This is a genomic window from Staphylococcus sp. FSL K6-0223 (genome assembly GCF_038008285.1).
The window spans coordinates 2,083,551-2,103,729 of record NZ_JBBOYX010000001.1; the positions used below are offsets into that span (position 1 = coordinate 2,083,551).

23 protein-coding genes and 1 other annotated feature are annotated in these 20,179 nt (G+C 33.0%); of the genes, 1 reads left to right on the forward strand and 22 read right to left on the reverse strand.

The window, feature by feature from the left end; all coding sequences use genetic code 11:
* Positions 1 to 59: 59 nt before the first annotated feature.
* From MHI13_RS10325 to MHI13_RS10425, 21 genes are all read right to left on the reverse strand, one after another.
* Positions 60 to 668 (reverse strand): class I SAM-dependent methyltransferase, encoded by a 609-nt coding sequence (locus MHI13_RS10325; RefSeq protein WP_017175316.1) that lies wholly within the window; start codon positions 666 to 668, stop codon positions 60 to 62.
* Between the two features lie 171 nt (positions 669 to 839).
* On the reverse strand, positions 840 to 1,208 hold the full coding sequence (rplL, locus tag MHI13_RS10330) for a 50S ribosomal protein L7/L12 (protein ID WP_002488409.1): 369 nt from the start codon (positions 1,206 to 1,208) through the stop codon (positions 840 to 842).
* A gap of 39 nt (positions 1,209 to 1,247) precedes the next feature.
* The gene (gene rplJ, locus MHI13_RS10335) at positions 1,248 to 1,748 is read right to left on the reverse strand and encodes a 50S ribosomal protein L10 (RefSeq protein WP_002449049.1); all 501 of its coding nucleotides are present in this window, start codon (positions 1,746 to 1,748) and stop codon (positions 1,248 to 1,250) included.
* Positions 1,749 to 1,778: 30 nt separating this feature from the next.
* Positions 1,779 to 1,932 (reverse strand) — a sequence feature (ribosomal protein L10 leader region).
* Between the two features lie 128 nt (positions 1,933 to 2,060).
* Complete coding sequence (rplA, locus tag MHI13_RS10340) at positions 2,061 to 2,756, reverse strand: 50S ribosomal protein L1 (protein WP_017175315.1); 696 nt, start codon at positions 2,754 to 2,756, stop codon at positions 2,061 to 2,063.
* A 206-nt stretch (positions 2,757 to 2,962) separates the two neighbouring features.
* Positions 2,963 to 3,385, reverse strand: a complete 423-nt coding sequence (gene rplK / locus MHI13_RS10345) for a 50S ribosomal protein L11 (protein WP_001832298.1) — start codon at positions 3,383 to 3,385, stop codon at positions 2,963 to 2,965.
* A 186-nt stretch (positions 3,386 to 3,571) separates the two neighbouring features.
* Positions 3,572 to 4,120 carry a transcription termination/antitermination protein NusG gene (nusG, locus tag MHI13_RS10350; protein ID WP_017175314.1) on the reverse strand — a complete coding sequence of 183 codons (549 nt, stop codon included), beginning with the start codon at positions 4,118 to 4,120 and terminating at the stop codon, positions 3,572 to 3,574.
* Positions 4,121 to 4,137: 17 nt separating this feature from the next.
* A complete protein-coding gene (gene secE / locus MHI13_RS10355; RefSeq protein WP_017175313.1) occupies positions 4,138 to 4,338 on the reverse strand; it encodes a preprotein translocase subunit SecE in 201 nt (66 codons plus the stop codon).
* Positions 4,339 to 4,381: 43 nt separating this feature from the next.
* Positions 4,382 to 4,525, reverse strand: a complete 144-nt coding sequence (rpmG, locus tag MHI13_RS10360) for a 50S ribosomal protein L33 (protein WP_049336738.1) — start codon at positions 4,523 to 4,525, stop codon at positions 4,382 to 4,384.
* Positions 4,526 to 4,605: 80 nt separating this feature from the next.
* On the reverse strand, positions 4,606 to 5,196 hold the full coding sequence (locus MHI13_RS10365; RefSeq protein ID WP_017175312.1) for a sigma-70 family RNA polymerase sigma factor: 591 nt from the start codon (positions 5,194 to 5,196) through the stop codon (positions 4,606 to 4,608).
* A gap of 67 nt (positions 5,197 to 5,263) precedes the next feature.
* Positions 5,264 to 5,794 carry an NYN domain-containing protein gene (locus tag MHI13_RS10370; RefSeq protein WP_017175311.1) on the reverse strand — a complete coding sequence of 177 codons (531 nt, stop codon included), beginning with the start codon at positions 5,792 to 5,794 and terminating at the stop codon, positions 5,264 to 5,266.
* Complete coding sequence (gene rlmB / locus MHI13_RS10375; RefSeq protein ID WP_037541103.1) at positions 5,791 to 6,540, reverse strand: 23S rRNA (guanosine(2251)-2'-O)-methyltransferase RlmB; 750 nt, start codon at positions 6,538 to 6,540, stop codon at positions 5,791 to 5,793. Before rlmB ends, MHI13_RS10370 begins: the two co-directional genes overlap by 4 nt.
* A gap of 8 nt (positions 6,541 to 6,548) precedes the next feature.
* Positions 6,549 to 6,935 (reverse strand): Mini-ribonuclease 3, encoded by a 387-nt coding sequence (locus MHI13_RS10380; RefSeq protein WP_061544332.1) that lies wholly within the window; start codon positions 6,933 to 6,935, stop codon positions 6,549 to 6,551.
* Between the two features lies 1 nt (position 6,936).
* Positions 6,937 to 8,337 carry a cysteine--tRNA ligase gene (gene cysS / locus MHI13_RS10385; protein ID WP_070519070.1) on the reverse strand — a complete coding sequence of 467 codons (1,401 nt, stop codon included), beginning with the start codon at positions 8,335 to 8,337 and terminating at the stop codon, positions 6,937 to 6,939.
* Positions 8,321 to 8,950, reverse strand: a complete 630-nt coding sequence (gene cysE / locus MHI13_RS10390) for a serine O-acetyltransferase (RefSeq protein ID WP_170999993.1) — start codon at positions 8,948 to 8,950, stop codon at positions 8,321 to 8,323. Before cysE ends, cysS begins: the two co-directional genes overlap by 17 nt.
* 386 nt (positions 8,951 to 9,336) lie before the next feature.
* Positions 9,337 to 10,791 carry a glutamate--tRNA ligase gene (gltX, locus tag MHI13_RS10395; RefSeq protein WP_017175306.1) on the reverse strand — a complete coding sequence of 485 codons (1,455 nt, stop codon included), beginning with the start codon at positions 10,789 to 10,791 and terminating at the stop codon, positions 9,337 to 9,339.
* A gap of 277 nt (positions 10,792 to 11,068) precedes the next feature.
* Positions 11,069 to 12,142, reverse strand: coding sequence for a PIN/TRAM domain-containing protein (locus MHI13_RS10400; RefSeq protein WP_070548012.1), 1,074 nt, complete (start codon positions 12,140 to 12,142; stop codon positions 11,069 to 11,071).
* A gap of 22 nt (positions 12,143 to 12,164) precedes the next feature.
* Positions 12,165 to 13,538, reverse strand: a complete 1,374-nt coding sequence (gene radA, locus MHI13_RS10405; RefSeq protein WP_017175304.1) for a DNA repair protein RadA — start codon at positions 13,536 to 13,538, stop codon at positions 12,165 to 12,167.
* 133 nt (positions 13,539 to 13,671) lie between these two features.
* A complete protein-coding gene (locus MHI13_RS10410; protein ID WP_017175303.1) occupies positions 13,672 to 16,143 on the reverse strand; it encodes an ATP-dependent Clp protease ATP-binding subunit in 2,472 nt (823 codons plus the stop codon).
* 15 nt (positions 16,144 to 16,158) lie between these two features.
* The gene (locus MHI13_RS10415) at positions 16,159 to 17,166 is read right to left on the reverse strand and encodes a protein arginine kinase (protein ID WP_017175302.1); all 1,008 of its coding nucleotides are present in this window, start codon (positions 17,164 to 17,166) and stop codon (positions 16,159 to 16,161) included.
* On the reverse strand, positions 17,159 to 17,722 hold the full coding sequence (locus MHI13_RS10420) for a UvrB/UvrC motif-containing protein (RefSeq protein ID WP_017175301.1): 564 nt from the start codon (positions 17,720 to 17,722) through the stop codon (positions 17,159 to 17,161). Before MHI13_RS10420 ends, MHI13_RS10415 begins: the two co-directional genes overlap by 8 nt.
* Before the next feature lie 31 nt (positions 17,723 to 17,753).
* Entirely contained in the window at positions 17,754 to 18,215 is a 462-nt protein-coding gene (locus MHI13_RS10425) for a CtsR family transcriptional regulator (RefSeq protein WP_002449017.1), read from the reverse strand.
* A gap of 154 nt (positions 18,216 to 18,369) precedes the next feature.
* On the opposite strand from MHI13_RS10425, the gene MHI13_RS10430 reads away from it, so the two are divergent.
* Entirely contained in the window at positions 18,370 to 19,584 is a 1,215-nt protein-coding gene (locus MHI13_RS10430) for a NupC/NupG family nucleoside CNT transporter (protein ID WP_049419862.1), read from the forward strand.
* A gap of 37 nt (positions 19,585 to 19,621) precedes the next feature.
* On the opposite strand, the gene pdxT is transcribed toward MHI13_RS10430, so the two are convergent.
* A complete protein-coding gene (gene pdxT / locus MHI13_RS10435; protein WP_017175299.1) occupies positions 19,622 to 20,176 on the reverse strand; it encodes a pyridoxal 5'-phosphate synthase glutaminase subunit PdxT in 555 nt (184 codons plus the stop codon).
* Between the last annotated feature and the right edge of the window lie 3 nt (positions 20,177 to 20,179).

The window sequence follows — 20,179 nt, forward strand, 5'->3', positions numbered from 1 at the left end:
CACACTTGTTGAACATAAATTTTTACATTTTATAACTATATCAGAATACCATTTTGAAATCAACCTTTTTGGCTCTTCAATATATAGTACCCTTTACTTTTGTTCACAGTTTCTACATTATTAAATATTTCTTCCATTTTCTTTTTAGCAGAAGGCATACCTTGCTTTTTCTGAATGACAACATAGAGTTCACCTTGATTTTTTAGCTTTTGATATGCTTCTTCAAAGATTCGATGAACAACATTTTTCCCAGCTCTAATTGGTGGATTTGTTAATACAAAGTCAAAGTATTCATTCTCAACTTGTGACAGACCATCACTTTCTGTAATGATGACATTATCAATTTGATTTTGCTTTTTGTTCTTTTCAGCTAAATGTAAAGCTCGATGATTCACATCCACCATAGTCATTTGATGGTGTGGTGACACTTTAGCAATCATTAAACCAATAGGACCATAACCACAGCCAACATCAATGATACGTTTACTTGGACCTGGTGGATGTTCATTTAAAAACGTTCGTACTAATAAATCAGACCCAAAATCTACTTTTCCTTTTGAAAAAACGCCCGCATCTGTCGTTAGTTTTAACTGAGATTTATGATAAAAGTATTGAATTGTTTTTTCATCACTTTGTACTTCAGGATTTTCATCATAGTAGTGACTCATGATTTCACCTCTTTATTTGTTCATCTATTTGATTAGAAAATGAATTAAAACCCCGTTATCAACAATAACGGGGTTTTAATTTCTCAAAGAATGCAAGTAATCATTAACGCTTTCACTCTAAAGTGACTAAGTTAAAATGATTTACTTATATATTAAGTTAAGATACTAGAATTATTTTAATTCTACAGTAGCTCCAACTTCTTCTAATTGTTCTTTAAGTTTTTCAGCATCTTCTTTAGCAACAGCTTCTTTGATTACTTTAGGAGCGTTGTCTACTAATTCTTTAGCGTCTTTTAAGCCTAAGCCAGTTGCTTCTTTAACTGCTTTAACAACTTTGATTTTTGAAGATCCAGCTGAAGTTAATTCAACGTCAAATTCAGTTTTTTCTGCACCAGCGTCTCCGCCACCAGCTGCACCAGCTGCTGCTACAGGAGCTGCTGCTGTTACACCAAATTCTTCTTCAATTGCTTTTACTAAATCGTTTAATTCTAATACTGACATTTCTTTAATTGCTTCAATGATTTGTTCTTGATTAGCCATTTTATTATTCCTCCATTTATTTTAAAATTTTATGCGCAATTATTCAGCGCTTTCTTCTTTTTGTTCTCCAACAGCTTTAACCGCATAAGCGAAGTTGCGTACTGGAGCTTGTAATACTGATAAAAGCATAGATACAAGACCATCGTGTGAAGGTAATGAACCAACAGTTTTAACTTCTTCTGCTGAGATAACGTTACCTTCCATAACGCCTGTTTTAATTTCTAAAGCTTCATGTTCTTTAGCAAATCCTGAGATCACTTTCGCTGGAGCAACTACATCATCAGTAGTTGTAGCGATAGCTGTAGGACCAGTTAAGAATTCATCTAAGCCTTCGATACCTGCTTTTTCAGCTGCACGACGAACTAATGTGTTTTTGTATACTTTATACTCAACACCAGCTTCACGTAATTGAGCACGTAAATCAGTTACTTCCGCAACAGTTAAACCACGGTAGTCCACAATAACAGTTGAAACTGAATTTTTAAGTTGTTCAGCGATAACGTCAACTTGTTGTTTTTTAGCTTCAATAATAGCAGACATTCAGACACCTCCATTTTTATTTTTGGTGCTTTTTTAATAAAAAAAGCACTTTCTACCCACGGCAAAAAGTGCTTGAAAGATCATTATAATAATCATCACGTTCAAGTCAATTTTAGCCTCGGTAGGATATTGTTTTAAGTTAAAAATTAACTCCTACTGTCTTAGGTAAAATAATCACAATAAATAATATAACTTGTTTATTGTGATATGTCAATTGTTTTTTTAAAAAAAGACTGGAAGAAAATGTATCTTATCTTTTTCAAAATAAGCAATTATTATCTACCAGTCTATAATCTATTAATATATTTAAAATTAAAGTTTAAATGCTGAAGTATCTACTTTAACTCCAGGACCCATTGTTGTAGTTACAGCAACAGATTTGAAGTAAGTACCTTTAGCAGATGCTGGTTTAGCTTTAGCTAAAACATCTTGTAAAGCATTAAAGTTTTCAACTAATTTTTCTTCGTCGAAAGATACTTTACCAATCGTAGCATGTACGATACCTGCTTTTTCAGCACGATATTCAACTTTACCAGCTTTAATTTCTTCTACAGCTTTTTTAACGTCCATAGTTACTGTACCAGTTTTAGGGTTTGGCATTAAACCTTTAGGTCCTAATACACGACCTAATTTACCAACTTCACCCATCATGTCAGGTGTAGCTACTACTACGTCAAAGTCGAACCAACCTTGTTGGATTTTTTGAGCATATTCAGATTCACCTACGTAATCTGCGCCTGCTTCTTCTGCTTCTGTAATTTTATCACCTTTAGCGAAAACTAATACACGTTGTGATTTACCAGTACCGTTTGGTAGCACTACTGCACCACGGATTTGTTGGTCATTTTTACGTGTATCAATACCTAAACGGAATGCTACTTCAACTGATGCATCAAAGTTAGCGATACTAGTTTCTTTAGCTAATTTAATTGCTTCTTCAACACTATAGTATTTAGTACGGTCAACTTTATTAGCTGCTTCTTGATACTTTTTACCTTTTTTAGCCATTTATTGTTCCTCCTTTAGTGGTTTTAGCGGAATTTCCTCCCACGCTTACTTGTGTGATTTACACAAGTTAAGAGCAGATAACAGATGATGTCAATAATAAATATTAATTTACTAAAGACTAATCATAGACAATATATGTTGTCGTTTCTGTTACCTGCTATCGTCTATCAGTTTATTTCAAATTCAAACTAATTTTCATTTAATAATTATTGTACAGTGATACCCATACTACGTGCAGTACCTTCGATAATACGCATAGCTGCTTCTTCGTCTGCAGCGTTTAAGTCTTGCATTTTTGTTTGAGCAATTTCACGTACTTGATCTTTAGTTACTGTAGCAACTTTAGTTTTGTTTGGTTCACCAGAACCTTTTTCAACGCCAGCTGCTTTTTTAAGTAGTACTGGAGCCGGTGGAGTTTTAGTAATGAATGTAAATGAACGATCTTCATATACACTGATTTCTACCGGAATGATTAAACCTGCTTGTTCTTGTGTACGTGCATTGAATTCTTTACAGAATCCCATGATGTTCACACCTGCTTGACCTAATGCTGGACCAACTGGTGGTGCTGGGTTCGCTTTACCTGCAGGAATTTGTAATTTAACTACTTTTTCTACTTTTTTAGCCACGATGTGCACCTCCTTGATATCGTGATGTGGTCACAGGGCTCAGTTTTGCCCTCCCACTCATAAACATTTCGTGACGAAATGAGCGTTCTAAAAACGCGACCACATTATTTTAACATTAAACTTAATTAAAAATCAATAGTAAAATTTCATCTTTTTAAGCAAATCATACTTTATAATTTAAAATGATTATAATTTTTCTATTTGATCGAATTCTACTTCAACTGGTGTTTCTCTACCAAACATATCGACTAATACAGTTAATTTAAATTTATCTGCTTCGATTTCTTGAACTTCACCAACTTGATTTGCAAATGGTCCTGATTTGATGCGGACTTGTTCACCTACATCTAATTCTACATCAATTGTTTTTTCTTTAAGTCCCATTTGTTTTAAGATAAATCTCATTTCTTCAGGAAGTAATGGATTAGGTTTTGAACCTGCACCTGCTGAACCAACAAATCCTGTGACACCTGGTGTATTACGTACAACATACCATGATTCATCTGTCATAATAAGTTCTACTAAAACATACCCAGGAAATGTCTTTTTAACTTGTTTTTTTGCTTTCCCATCTTTAACTTGTGTTTCTTCCTCTTCAGGTATGACAACTCTAAAAATTTGCTCTGTCATATTCATTGATTCTACTCTTTTTTCTAAATTCTTTTTAACTTTATTTTCATATCCAGAATACGTATGCACTGCGTACCAACGCTTAGTCCCAACTTCTTCAGACATGTTGTCACTCCTTACTCTTATCTAAATAATTCAATTAAATTACCAATACCTACGTCTAATACCCAGAAAAAGACCATAAAGAAAATTACTGTAGCTACTACAATGACAGTATATTTAAAAAGTTCTTCTTTCGTAGGCCAACTTGTTTTTTCCATTTCGCTTTTAACGCCTTGGAAGAAACTTTCTTTATTCTTACTTGCGTCTTTATCTTTAGCCATAACCTTACCTCCATGCTCTTCAAAGTATATACTTATAAACTCATTACTTTGATTCTTTATGCATCGTGTGTTCATTACATCTGGAACAATATTTCTTCAGTTGTAATCTCTTAGCTGATGTTTCTTTTTTAGGTACATTATAATTTCTGCTACCACACATTTCACAAACTAAAGGTACTTTTCTCACATCAATTCACCTTTGCTCATATTAATACCAGTATACTATACATAAACTTATAATAAACTGTCAAACTCGTACTAAAATACTTAACATTTGTATTTTAATAAATATTGTTTCATTTTTATTTTACAACGTTGAATACTATTGTAAACTACTTTATCTTTTACATTTAGTCTTTTCGCTATTTCTGATGGGGAATAATCAAGTAGAAGTAAATTTGCAACTTCTCTTTCAAACATACTTAACTTCTTAAAACTATCTATCAAGTCTTCTTTACTTAATCTAGTTAAATATAGTTCTTCCGTCCTTTTTATCATTTGATTCAAACGATATTCTACTACACATTCATTGATTAACAATTGTTGACGTTGATTAAACGCATAACGTTTTCTCCAAAAATCTTTTTTTACAGAATAAACTAAACGATTTAAATAATGTTCGAATGGAACATTCGTATTAAAATTAAATGTGTGTAAAGCTAAATATATCTTTAACGAGGTATCTTGAATTAAATCTTCCAGTTCTTGATGATCTATACCTAGCATTCTAAACTTCATCATAAGTTTAGGACGTATCACATTCATTATATTTGCGAATAACTGTTCTTTCTCCAATGTATTTTGGCTATATTGAAAAGCTTTAAATATATCTTCTAGTTGTCGAAAATGATAAGTCATATACAAAACCTTTCTTTATAAGTTAGGCACATTGTATAAGACGCATCTTTTAAATATCAAGACTGTATTATTTATGTTTTTTACCATATCCTCGTCGTATTTTTTCAAATTCTGCAAGTACATCTTTTGATAACGAAATTCGAGTTCTTGGTTTACGTTCATTAAAATCATCTACTGATTTACTAACCGTCATTGCATTCTCTTTTAAATCTCGCCACATTTCTCTAGATGAAACACGATATGCACCTGCTCCAAAAATAGCATGTTGCTCGCTCATATCGCTAGTCACTACTGTAATATGTGTCGTATGTTTATTGTATAAATTATATACATAACGCTCAATATAGCTATCTGCAGTTTCTTTTTCTTTCGTAAAAACTGTTTTAACACCATGATACATGTATTCTCTTTCTATACCAGATTGTTCATATGCATCAAATACACATACAATCTCATCAGCGACAACTGCATTGTAATTGGCAATCACATCTAAGAGTTGTTCACGTGCTTCCTCTAAACTTTCTCTTGCTACTTTACTCAATTCCCTTGATTGACCAATCATATTGTAACCATCAATAATTAGATATCTATCTTTCATTGGGTGTCTCCAATTTGATGTCGTTTTCGATAGACTTCATACATCATTAAACTAGCAGCTACAGAAGCATTTAAGCTATTAACATGGCCTACCATAGGAATTTTAATATAGAAATCACATTTATCTTTAACCAATCTACTCATACCTTGCCCTTCACTACCAATTACGATAGCCAATGGCATATCAGCAGCCATATTGCGATAATCTGTAGCATTATCCGCTTCAGCTCCTGCTACCCAATATCCATTATCTTTCAGCTCATCAATTGTTTTTGATAAATTTGTAACACGCATCACTGGGACATGTTGAATCGCACCTGTTGACGCTTTTGCGACAGTTTGTGTGAGCGCAACAGAACGTCTCTTAGGGATAATAACTCCATCTACTCCACTTGCATCTGCCGTTCTAATGATCGAACCAAGATTATGTGGGTCTTCTAAACCATCTAAAATAATTATTGTAGAAAGGCCTTCTTTTTCTTTTTGAGATTGAATAAACTGATCAAAATCTGCATATTCGTATGGTGCAATCAGTGCAGCTACACCTTGATGAGGTGCATTTGCTAAATTATCTAATTTGGATTTTGGAACAGTTTGTATAATCAATTTCTGTGCTTTAGCATTTTTTAAAATATCATTAATTTGCTGCTTTCTTATTCCTTCTTGTATCCAAATTTTATTTATTGTATGACCAGACACAATTGCTTCTTTAACAGCGTGTCTACCGACAATAACGATATCTTCCACTATGTTCACTACCTTTCATCAACAATTTGTACAATCGTATCAAGTAACGCATCTAATCGTTCATTTCGATGGTCTAAATAAAGAAATCCTATAACAGCTTCTAAACCTGAACTTTTACGATACGTTTGTACATCTGTATTTTTAGCTTTCGTATAACTTTTAGCGTTACGGCCTCTTCTAACAATATCTAGTTCTTCTTCAGTAAACCATTCTTTTGTTATTAATACCTCGAGCGTTTGTGCTTGGCTTTTTGCAGACACATATTGTTTCGATACTTGGTGTAAGCGATTCGGTTTACTTTGTAATTTAAGCACAATATATTCACGTACATGCTGGTCTAATACAGCATCTCCCATATAAGCTAACGTTAATGGGTTTAATAGCTTTACATCCATATTAACCCCTTCTAAATCTTACACCTTGAGGCGTATCTTCAAGAATAATATTTTGTTCTTTTAGCATATCTCTAATTTCGTCAGCTCGAGCAAAATTTTTATTTTTACGTGCTTCATTACGTTCTTCGATAAGTTTTTCTATGTCTTCATCAAGTAATACATCATTTTCTTTTCCTTCTAATGGCACACCTAATACGTCACTAAAAATGTGATATACTTCTTTAAAGCGCTGAATTACTTTAGTAGATGTTGTATTTTCTAACACATATTTATTAGCTAATTTCGATAAATCATACCATGCAGTTACAGCATTTGCTGTATTAAAATCATCATCCATTACAGCTTCAAATTGTTTTAAAATATCATTAATTTGATCAATATAGTCTGTTTGTGTTTCTAAATCAGTTGCGATTGCTTCTCTTTCTTTAATTAATTGATAACTATTACGTATACGCTCTAATCCACTTTTAGCAGCATTTACTAATTCAACGTTATAGTTGATTGGACTTCTATAATGAACACTGATCATGAAGAAACGTAATACATCTGGATCAATTTCTTTAATAATATCGTGTACTAAAATAAAGTTACCTAATGATTTACTCATTTTTTCATTATCTATATTAATAAAACCATTATGCATCCAATAATTAGCAAAAGGCGCGTGATTGTGTGCTTCAGATTGCGCTATTTCATTTTCATGATGTGGAAATTGTAAATCTGATCCTCCTGCATGGATATCAATTGTTTTCCCCAATTCATGATAAGCCATTACAGAGCATTCAATATGCCATCCTGGACGTCCTTGTCCAAATGGACTCTCCCAACTAATTTCTCCAGGTTTTGCCTTTTTCCATAGCGTAAAGTCCAATGCATCCTCTTTTTGTTCACCTGCTTCTATACGAGCGCCAACTTTTAAATCATCAATAGACTGATGACTTAATTTACCATATCCATCAAATTTACGGGTTCTAAAATACACATCTCCATTACTTTCATATGCATAACCTTCATCTACAAGTTGTTTAATGAAGTCAATGATTTCATCCATATGATTCATTACTCGCGGATTAGATGTCGCTCTTTTAACATTAAGTGCCCCTACATCTTCATAGAATGCCTTGATATATCGATCAGCAATTTCTGGCACACTTTCATTTAATTCTTTAGACCGATTAATGAGTTTATCATCTACATCAGTAAAATTAGATACGTAATCAACCGTATAGCCTTTATATTCAAAATATCGACGTACCACGTCATAATTAATTGCTGGACGGGCATTACCAATATGAATGTAATTATACACTGTAGGTCCACATACATACATTTTTACCTTACCAGGCTCAATAGGCTTAAACACCTCTTTTTGACGTGTTAAAGTATTATATAATGTAATCATCTTTAATCTCTCCATTCTTAGCTTTTTCCAATTGTCGTTCTAGTTGCTTAATTTGTTCAAATAAAGGGTCAGGCAAATTACGATGATCAAATGTTTTCCCAATTCGTTTTCCTTCTTGTTTAACAATATGACCTGGAATGCCTACAACTGTTGTATAACTTGGCACAGATTGTAAGACTACTGAATTCGCACCAATATTAACATTAGAATTAATTTGGATATTTCCTAAAACTTTTGATCCTGCTGCAATTAAAACATTATCTCCAATATCTGGATGACGCTTTCCTTTTTGTTTACCTGTACCACCAAGTGTCACGCCTTGATAAATCGTTACGTTATCTCCAATCGTACATGTTTCACCAATGACTACACCCATACCATGATCAATAAATAGACGTTTTCCGATTTTTGCTCCAGGATGAATTTCAATTCCTGTAAAAAAGCGAGATACTTGTGAAATCATTCTCGCCAAAACGTAGTGTTTTTTATTATATAATTTATGTGCAATTAAGTGACTCCATACCGCATGCAAGCCTGCATAAGTTGTGATTACTTCAAATGTTGTACGTGCTGCAGGGTCTTGTTCAAATACCATTTTTACATCATCTTTCATTCTTTTTATCAAGACGCTCGCCTCCCCATTTTCTATATATTATGAATATCTTACAGTCCATGTATAATAATTCAAATATTTAAAAAAAGCGCCCCTAACATTAACTGCTAGAGGCGCTATTGCACGGTTCCACTCTTCATTTTAGATAAAGTAAGTTGATGAACATACTAGTCTACCTTATCATACTCATTTCTATATTTAATTGAACATTCAAAGGTGCATTCGATATAGATAATGATATGCTCACAGCAACCGCATACTCTCTAACAACATTATCGTATATTTACTAATCCTTTAACTAACATATGTTTAATTTTATCATAAGAAGTTTTTTATAAAATTTCAAGTTTAAACATGTGTGTCTGACTTATTATATTAACATTGTTTTAAACATATTTTTTTAAACGAGATAGTACTTTTTCTTTTCCTAATACTTCAATTGTATTCGGTAATTCAGGACCATGCATTTGACCAGTCACTGCTACACGAATAGGCATAAATAATTGTTTACCTTTAATACCCGTTTCTTTTTGTACTTCTTTAATCGTTTTTTTAATTTCAGCAGCTTCAAATGGTTCAAGCGCTTCTAATTTACCATATAAATGAGACATTAATTCAGGAACTTGTTCGCCATTTAATACCTCTTGTTCTTCTTCACCTAATTCAGGCATATCATGGAAGAACATTTCTGATAACGGAACAATTTCTCCTGCATAACTCATTTCTTTTTGATAAAGACCAATTAATTTGCGTCCCCATTCTCTATCTTCTTCACTTGGATTTTCAGGAATTAAATTTGCTTTGATCAAGTGTGGTAAAGCAAGCTCAAATACTGTTTCTGTATCTTTTGTTTTCATATATTGGTTGTTAACCCAAGCTAATTTTTGTCTATCAAACATTGCTGGAGATTTAGAAAGACGTTGTTCATCAAAAATCTTAATGAATTCTTCTTTAGAAAAGATCTCATCTTCACCTTCAGGAGACCAACCTAGTAAAGCAATAAAATTGAATAACGCTTCAGGTAAATAACCTAAATCACGATATTGCTCGATAAATTGTAAAATTTGGCCATCTCGTTTACTTAATTTTTTACGTTGTTCATTTACAATTAATGACATATGCGCAAAACGTGGTGATTCCCAACCAAATGCTTCATAAATCATTAATTGCTTAGGTGTATTTGATACATGATCATCTCCACGAATAACATCAGAAATTTCCATATAGTGATCATCTACTGCTACCGCGAAATTATACGTAGGGACGCCATCTTTTTTCACGATAACCCAATCTCCAATATTATTAGAGTCAAAAGAAATTTCTCCTTTAACCATATCATCAAATGTATATGTTTTATCTTTTGGAACACGGAAACGAATAGCGGGTTTGCGTCCTTCAGCTTCAAATTGTTGACGTTGTTCTTCAGTTAGATGTGCATGTTTACCGCCATATCGTGGCATTTCTCCACGAGCAATTTGAGCTTCACGTTCTTCTTCTAATTCTTCTTCAGTCATGTAACATTTGTATGCTTTATCTTCATCTAATAATTGTTGAATAAGTGGATTATAGATGTCTGCACGTTCAGACTGACGATAAGGACCATGACCTTTGTCTTTATCGATAGATTCATCCCAATCTAAGCCTAACCATTTTAAGTTATCAAATTGTGAAGATTCTCCATCTTCAAGATTTCTTTTACTATCTGTATCTTCAATACGTACTACAAAATCTCCATCATAATGTTTAGCAAATAAATAATTAAATAATGCAGTTCTTGCATTTCCGATGTGTAAATATCCAGTTGGACTTGGCGCATATCTTACTCTTACGCGTTCACTCATTCGTTTCACTCCTAATTTTGTTATTCATTCTTTATAGCGAATAATTTCTTTCATTAGAAAAAAGTTATCCCAAACAATCTTTAAAGAATCGTTTTTGAATAACTTTAACTTCTAATCTATACTTAGATCAACTTCGCATTTCCTTATTATTGTAGCATTAATTGGCTGGTTTGATAAGTCTATTGCTGTTGTTGTTACGTTACTCATCAATATCTCATAGCGAAAAATGTTATACAATAATTTATAAATGAATACGTTTCACATGAAACCCTTTTCTCTATTCACTTAAGGACTCCTCTATAGTCTTAGCAAATATAATACGACCAGATGATGTTTGTAATAAACTAATGACTTCTAATTCAACCTGTTTACCTATAAGAGATTTGGCATGATCTACAACTACCATTGTTCCATCATCTAGATATCCTACCCCTTGGCCAGGTTCTTTACCCATTTTAGTTAATAAAATATTAAGTCGGTCACCTTGATGAACATTGGGTTTAATTGCTTCTGACAAATCATTAACATTTAATGCAGTAATCCCTTGAACATGACATACCTTATTCAAGTTGAAATCGGTTGTAATGACATGAGCATGATAAACTTGAGCTAATTCAACTAACAGTTTGTCAATATCACTATGAGATTTTTGAGGATGAATCACACGAGTTGGATAGTCTAAATCATAAAGTTGATTTAAAATATCTAATCCACGTTGTCCTTTTTCACGTTTGATACTATCATTAGCATCTGCAACTACTTGTAATTCATTTATAACTCCTTGAGGAATAAGAATTTCTCCATCTATAAATCCGCATTTAATAATATCTAAAATTCTTCCATCAATAATTGCACTTGTATCTAACAGTTTAGGTATGGCGCTGATATTATTTTTAGACATTGAACGTGCTATATTTTCTGGCAAAAACATAAGCATTTCATCACGCTTTTTCAAACCAAACTGGAATCCTAAATAACATAATAATAATGTAATAATAATAGGCACAAGGTGATTTAATATAGAATTTCCTATCATTTCTAAAATAAATGAAACCATTACTGAAATAAATAAACCAACGACTAATCCTAGTGTAGCAAACAAAATTTCAACTGCACTACGTTGCATAATCCACATTTCAGCTTCTTTAAGTAATCGTGTTACTTTATTAATAAATAACCCAAATATTAGAAAGAATACAATCATCCCTATTAAACCATCAACATAATGATTAGTATAAATGGGATGGTTGTTAATACCTAAATCATTTAAAATTTCTGGAATTAATATGATTCCAAATGATGCACCAAGAATGATGTAGATTATAATAATAATTCCTTTTAATACCTTCATACGTTATCACCCCTTTAAATGCCTATGATGAGCGATTACTAAACGCATATGTTAAGGCATCATGTACCGTTGTCACACCAACGACCTGAACACCTTCTGGGAATGTCCATCCACCTATATTCGTTTGGGGAATAATCACTCTCTTAAATCCTAGTTTTGCCGCTTCTTGTACACGTTGCTCGATACGCGATACTCGTCTTACCTCACCAGTTAATCCCACTTCACCAATATAACAATCCAAACCATCTACGGCTTTATCTTTAAAACTTGAAGCAGTCGCTACAATAATACTTAAATCTACAGCCGGTTCAGTAAGTCTCACTCCACCCGCTACTTTAATGTAAGCATCTTGTTGTTGTAAAAGATAATTTTCTTTTTTCTCTAAAACAGCCATAAGTAAGCTAAGTCGATTGTGGTCGATGCCTGTGGCCATTCGTCTTGGATTATTAAATGTAGTAGGTGTTACTAGAGATTGCACCTCAATCAATAGTGGTCGTGTGCCTTCCATAGTAGCCACAATTGTTGATCCTGGAACATTTGTAGAGCGTTCTTCTAAAAACATTTCTGAAGGGTTTTGTACCCCTTTCAAACCACTTTGTTTCATTTCAAAAATACCCATTTCATTTGTTGAACCAAAACGATTTTTAACTGCTCTTAGAATTCGATAAGCATGGTGTTCATCACCTTCGAAGTATAAAACTGTATCTACCATATGTTCTAATAGTCTTGGACCAGCAATTTGCCCTTCTTTTGTTACGTGACCTACTATAAAAGTTGCGATATTCATTTGTTTTGCAATATTCATTAAACTTTGTGTACTTTCTCGAACTTGTGATACTGAGCCAGGTGCTGAACTAATCTCAGGATGATAAATCGTTTGAATTGAATCGACAACAAGTATGTCTGGGCGCTCTTGTTCCACGGTTTGATGAATAACTTCTAAATCTGTTTCAGCTAGTACATTTAAATTACTAGAGTCTTCCTCTAGACGATCTGCACGCAATTTCGTTTGATTTAGTGATTCTTCACCCGTGATATAAAGTACATTAAGTTTCTGTGATAACGATGCACAAATCTGTAATAATAATGTAGATTTCCCAATACCCGGGTCGCCGCCAATCAGTACGAGTGATCCACTAACAATTCCACCACCAAGTACACGATTAAATTCTTTAGAGTCCGTTTGAACTCTCGGTGTTGCCTCATGCTTAATACTATTTAATTTCTGTACTTTTGCTTGTGTCTCTTTTGCTTTTACGCCATGCTTTGGATTGGAAGTCTTTTCAATAATTTCCTCCATTTGATTCCAAGCACCACAATTCGGACATTTTCCCATCCATTTAGGAGACTGATATCCACAAGCCATACATTCGAAAATTACTTTTTTCTTGGCCAAAACTGCACCTCCGATTTTTTTGAACATATCTATTTTATATGTATCCAGTTATAATGACAAATTTAAATATATATATAAATGAAAAGAAGAGTCTAGGATTTAATGACTCCTAGACTCTGAATTTAAGCTCTTTTTATTCTTCTGTTGCTGGTTCTTTTGTATCTTCTATATTATTTTCTTGTTTATCATGGATATCATATTTGAATTCATTACCATCATGATCAATTGTGACTTCTTTTCCTTCAATTTGATTACCATCAAGTATCAATTCACTTAAATTATCTTCAACTGTTTTTTGTATTGCTCTAATTAATGGACGAGCACCGTATTCTGGATCATATCCTTCTTCGGCAATTTTTTCTTTAGCTTTATCAGTAACTACAATATTAATATCTTGTTCTGATAAACGTTTTGTTAATTTATTTACCATCATAGTCACAATTTCTTTAAGTTCATCTTTTGTTAATTTATGGAAAACAATAATATCATCTACACGGTTTAAGAACTCAGGACGGAATGAATTTTTAAGTTCTTTCATCATAGTTCTACGAATTGTTTCATAATCTTGTCCTTCAGATGCACCACCGAATCCAGCGAAACGTTGATCTTGTAGTTCTTGTGCTCCTACATTTGATGTCATAATAATAACAGTATTACGGAAATCAACTTGACGCCCTTTTGTATCAGTTAGATGTCCATCATCAAGTACTTGTAATAAGATATTAAACACATCTGGATGCGCTTTTTCAATTTCATCAAATAGGATAACAGAATATGGCTTACGTCTAACTTTTTCAGTTAATTGACCGCCATCATCATGGCCTACATAACCTGGAGGCGCTCCAACTAAACGACTCACAGCATGTTTCTCCATAAATTCACTCATATCAACACGTATCATTGCGTCTTCTTCACCAAACATTGATTCAGCTAATGCACGTGCAAGTTCTGTTTTACCTACACCAGTTGGTCCTAAGAAAATGAAACTACCGATTGGACGTTTAGGGTCTTTTAGGCCTGCACGTGCACGACGAACTGCTTTACTAATAGAAGTTACAGCATCGTTTTGTCCAATTACTCGATCATGTAATGTTTCTTCTAAATTAAGCAAACGATCTGACTCTGTTTCATTAATTCTAGTTAATGGAATACCTGTCCATCCTGCAATAACTTCAGCAATATCTTCTTTAGATAATGACGTTGATTGTCCACCTTGAGATGTCTTCCATTCATTTTTAGCATCTTCATATTGTTTTTCAAGTTTTGATTGTTTATCTCTTAAGTTAGCTGCATTTTCAAATTCTTGTGCATGGACGGCAGCATCTTTTTCATTTTTAACTTTTTCAATTTCTTGTTCAATCTCTTTTAAATTATTTGGAGTTGTGTGACTTTTTAGTCTCACTTTTGAACTTGCTTCGTCAATCAAATCAATTGCTTTATCTGGTAGGAAACGATCAGATACATAACGGTTACTTAATTTAGCAGCCGCTTCCAGTGCTTCATCAGAAATATTAATACGATGATGAGCTTCGTAGCGATCACGTAAACCTTTTAGAATAGCAACAGTATCTTCTACAGAAGGTTCATCAACTTGAATAGGTTGGAAACGACGTTCTAATGCAGCATCTTTTTCGATGTTTTTACGATATTCATCTAATGTTGTTGCACCAATGCATTGTAATTCACCACGCGCTAACGCTGGTTTTAAAATATTAGATGCATCAATTGCACCTTCTGCGCCACCAGCACCAACTAGTGTATGCAATTCATCAATGAATAAAATGACATTACCTGCATGATGGATTTCATCCATGACTTTTTTCAAACGTTCTTCGAATTCACCACGATATTTAGTACCTGCCACGACTGTTCCCATATCTAGTGACATTACACGTTTATTTTTTAGCGTTTCTGGCACTTCATTATTTACAATAGCTTGTGCAAGACCTTCAGCAATGGCTGTTTTACCTACACCTGGTTCACCAATAAGTACAGGGTTATTTTTAGTTCTACGACTTAATACTTCAATAACACGTGTAATTTCTTTATCTCTACCCACAACTGGATCTAACGTACCGTCTTTAGCAATAACTGTTAAGTCTCGTGCTAGTCCATCCAATGTAGGAGTGTTGTTTGATTTATTTGCAGTTGCATTTTTAGTATTCATTTCAGGACTACCTAATGCTTTCACTACTTGTGCACGTGCTTTTGTAATATTCAAATCTAAGTTAGCAAATACACGTGCTGCTACTCCTTCATTTTCACGAATTAAACCTAATAAAATATGTTCTGTACCTACAAAATTATGATGCAATTTTCTTGCCTCATCCATTGATAGTTCAATGACTTTTTTAGCTCTTGGTGTATAGTGCAACGTACCAGAATGTTCTTGACCATGACCGATTAATTTTTCAACTTCTTCAATAACTTTATCTTCAGTAATATTAAAACTTTCAAGTACTTTAGCAGCAATACCTTCTGGTTCTTTCATTAATCCAAGTAGTAAGTGCTCAGTACCAATGTTCGAATGATTTAAACGAATTGCTTCTTCTTGTGCATGTGCTAATACACGTTGTGCGCGTTCAGTTAATCTACCAAATAACATATCGTTTACAACCTCCTAATTTGTATGTTTTCTTAATATATTTGCCCGTTTTTCATTTACAGATACGTTTTCATCTTCATCATTATATAAAAACGCAGATTGGATACTTACCATTAATTCATTAAACTTAAAGTTACTTAAATTTAAATATCCTAAATCTATGCCTAACTTAATTTCACTTAATCTATATGACGCTTCTTCCATTGATATCATACGGCTATTTTGTAATATTCCTAACGAACGATAAATACGGTCAAGCGTTTCTAATTCACTATATTGTGTCAAACGTTCACGAATTTGCATTTCTTCATTAATAATTTGTTGAACTACTTCTGTCAGCTGGTCAATAATATCTTCTTCTGTCTTACCTAATGTAAGTTGATTTGAAATTTGATAAATATGACCATAAACTTGTGAACCCTCTCCATATATACCTCGAATCGTAAATCCAAAACGATTAATTGTTTGTGCAATACGATTCATACGTTTCATTATAGATAATCCAGGTAAATGAAGCATCACACTTGCTCGCATTCCAGTCCCAATATTTGTAGGACAAGTAGTTAAATAACCTAAATCTTCATCGAAACTAATTTCTAATTGTTCATCAAGAATATCATCAATTTCTGAAGCTTTTTGATATAAATCTGTCAGAGATAAATCATTACCCATTGCTTGAATTCGTATATGATCTTCTTCATTAATCATAATACTTAAAGATTCATCGTCATTTAATAACACCGCTGAAGCTGGTTGTTTAATCAATTCTTTACTAATGAGATGTTTAGCCACTAACTTCATCTTACTTTGTTGGTCCATGGTATCTAAACGCATTAAAGATAAATTAGGTAGTGCATCTTGCACTTCATTGATTACTCTAAAACCTGCTTGTTCAGATGGAAACATTAAAGGATGAACATGATTTTCTAAATTACGTGCTAAACGAATACGCGAAGACATTACAATGGGAGATTCATCTGTTTCTTTCATCCATTCACTAATATGTGCATCCATATCATTCATCATGCTCCATCTCGCTTTCATGTTTCAAGGCTTTAATTTCATCTCTAATGACAGCTGCTTCTTCAAATTTTTGCTTTTCAATTAATATATTTAAGTAATTCGTTTTTTCTTCAATTTGTTTTTTTATTGCCAGTTTATGATGTGAAGAACGAGGCATCTTGCCTACATGTTCAAATTGTCCACCTTGTACTCGTCTTACAATATCAACAATATCCTCTTTAAATACTGCATAGCAATTTGCACATCCAAATTTACCTACATGAGCTATATCTTTCAATGTCATATTACATGTAGGACATCGTTTTTCTTCTTGAAATGCTACTTCATGAAAATTTAATCCGTGTTTAGTTGCTAAATGTTGTAAGATTTGTTTGACTACAAAGGCTTCTTCAATATCATCTTGAAACTCTGAATGTGACGCAGCATGTTCTTGTTGATTCCAAGGTTGCTCTCCTTGCGCACATTCTGAACACACCCACTTTTCAGAGGTACCATCTTTACTTTTTACTGTGAGTTTAACCTCTGCTTCATTTAAATGACAATTTTCGCAAAGCACACATAGACACCTCGCATTTCTTTATTATTTATTAATAGTAATTAATGATAGGTAATAATCGTTTGAGAATATTTGCTCTAATAATATCTCTAGAAACAACATCCATTGATAGTGTTTCACGATCAATAATCACTTGAATCATTCTTGCTTCTCTATCACTAATTAATCCTTTATCTAACAAACCATCAATTATATAATATGCTTGCTGTTGAGATATAGAAGGACCAATTAATTGCAATAGATGATTAATATAACCCGTTGCATCTTTATTTTCAATTTTCGTGATTCGGATATATCCTCCTCCACCACGTTTACTTTCTATTTCATAACCATGTTCATTTGTAAATCTCGTTTTAATAACATAGTTGAGTTGAGAAGGCACACAATCGAAACGTTGAGCAATATTAGCTCTTTGAATTTCTACCATATCTTCATTACTTTCTTCAAATAATTGTTTAATGTATTGTTCTATGATGTCAGACATGTTGTGCATGATTTACCACCCCTTTTGACCTTCTTTGACTATATTATATGACCAACTTTGACCTTTTTCAACCAATTTGTTTTTTTTATTTAAAAATATTAATGTTACTTCTATTATTTTATTGTATTATATAAGATAAAGAGAATTTTAAAGGAGTAGAATCATGCATATTCTTATTGGGATCATTGGGATTATTGTCTTTTTAGCGCTGGCATTTTTATTTAGTTCAGATAAAAAGAATGTTCGTTGGCACTATGTTGGATTATTATTAATTATTCAACTTATATTCGCATTTATTCTTTTGAAAACGACTGCTGGTATTACAATTATCGGTGGTATTTCAAATGGATTTAACTATTTGTTACAAAAAGCTGCTGAAGGGGTTAATTTTGTTTTTGGAGGATTTAAATTTGTAGATCCAAAAAATCCACCATTCTTCTTTAGTGTCTTATTACCAATCGTATTTATTTCGGCATTAATTGGTATTTTACAATATACTAGAATTCTTCCATGGATTATTAATGTGTTAGGGTTCTTAATCTCTAAAATTAATGGTATGGGGCGTTTAGAATCATATAATGCAGTAGCAGCTGCGATTCTTGGCCAATCTGAAGTATTTATTTCATTAAAACAACAATTACCATATATACCTAAACAACGTTTATATACTTTAACTGCTTCTGCAATGTCTACTGTATCTGCATCTATTATCGGTGCATATTTTACATTGATTGAACCTAAATACGTTGTTACAGCGGTTGTATTAAACTTATTTGGTGGCTTCATTATTGCTTCTATTATTAACCCTTATACAGTTAATGAAGAAGATGATAAATTGCTAGTGGATGAATCAGAAACTAAAAAACAATCATTTTTTGAAATGTTAGGTGAATATATTTTAGATGGTTTCAAAGTAGCAGTTATCGTTGGTGCAATGTTAATTGGCTACATTGCAATCATTGCTTTATTAAATGGCCTTGTAAGTGGTATTTTTAGTTTAATTTCTGGCGGAGCAATCAAATGGGATTTCCAAACGTTAATTGGTTTTGTGTTTGCGCCATTTGCTTTCTTAGCAGGTGTTCCTTGGCAGGATGCAGTTAAATCAGGTTCTGTGATGGCAACAAAATTATTATCTAATGAATTTGTTGCTATGCAATCACTTGGAAGCTTGAAGGATATTTCTGAACATGCAAAAGGTATTACGTCTGTATTTCTAGTTTCATTTGCTAACTTTAGTTCTATTGGTATCATTTCTGGTGCGATTAAATCACTTAACTCTGAAAAAGGTGATGTCGTAGCACGTTTTGGTATTAAGTTATTATTCGGTGCAACACTTGTATCATTTATTTCAGCTGCTATCGCTGGATTCTTCATTTAATAAGAAAAAGCTTGAGACTTTAATCTCAAGCTTTTTTTTATTTAACTATATGTTCAATAAAATACTGAGTTATACGATAATCATCTGTTAATTCTGGATGGAAAGACACCCCTAGGTATTTCCCTTGCTTAACAGCTACTATTTTATCACTAATAGAACTTAATATTTCTACATTATTTTCTACACTAACAATATGTGGTGCTCTTATAAAGACACCTTCTATATCTTTTGCAATACCTTTAACATCTAACTCAGCTTCAAAACTATCTACTTGTCTACCAAAGGAATTACGCGCAACAGTAATATCTAATTTTTTTAGATATCCTGTCTCACCTTCTACATCTTTTGCAAGCACAATAAGACCTGCGCAAGTTCCAAACATTGGTAAATCAGATTGTTGTAATTTTTCTTTAAAGCCATATAAATCCATAAGTCTTCTTAAAGTTGTAGATTCACCACCAGGGAGAATAAGACCATCAATTTCATCTAATTGTTCAACTTTCTTAACTGCTATACCTTCGTGACCACTTAATTCAATGTGACGAATATGTTCACGTACTGCACCTTGTAACGCTAATACACCAATCTTCATAAA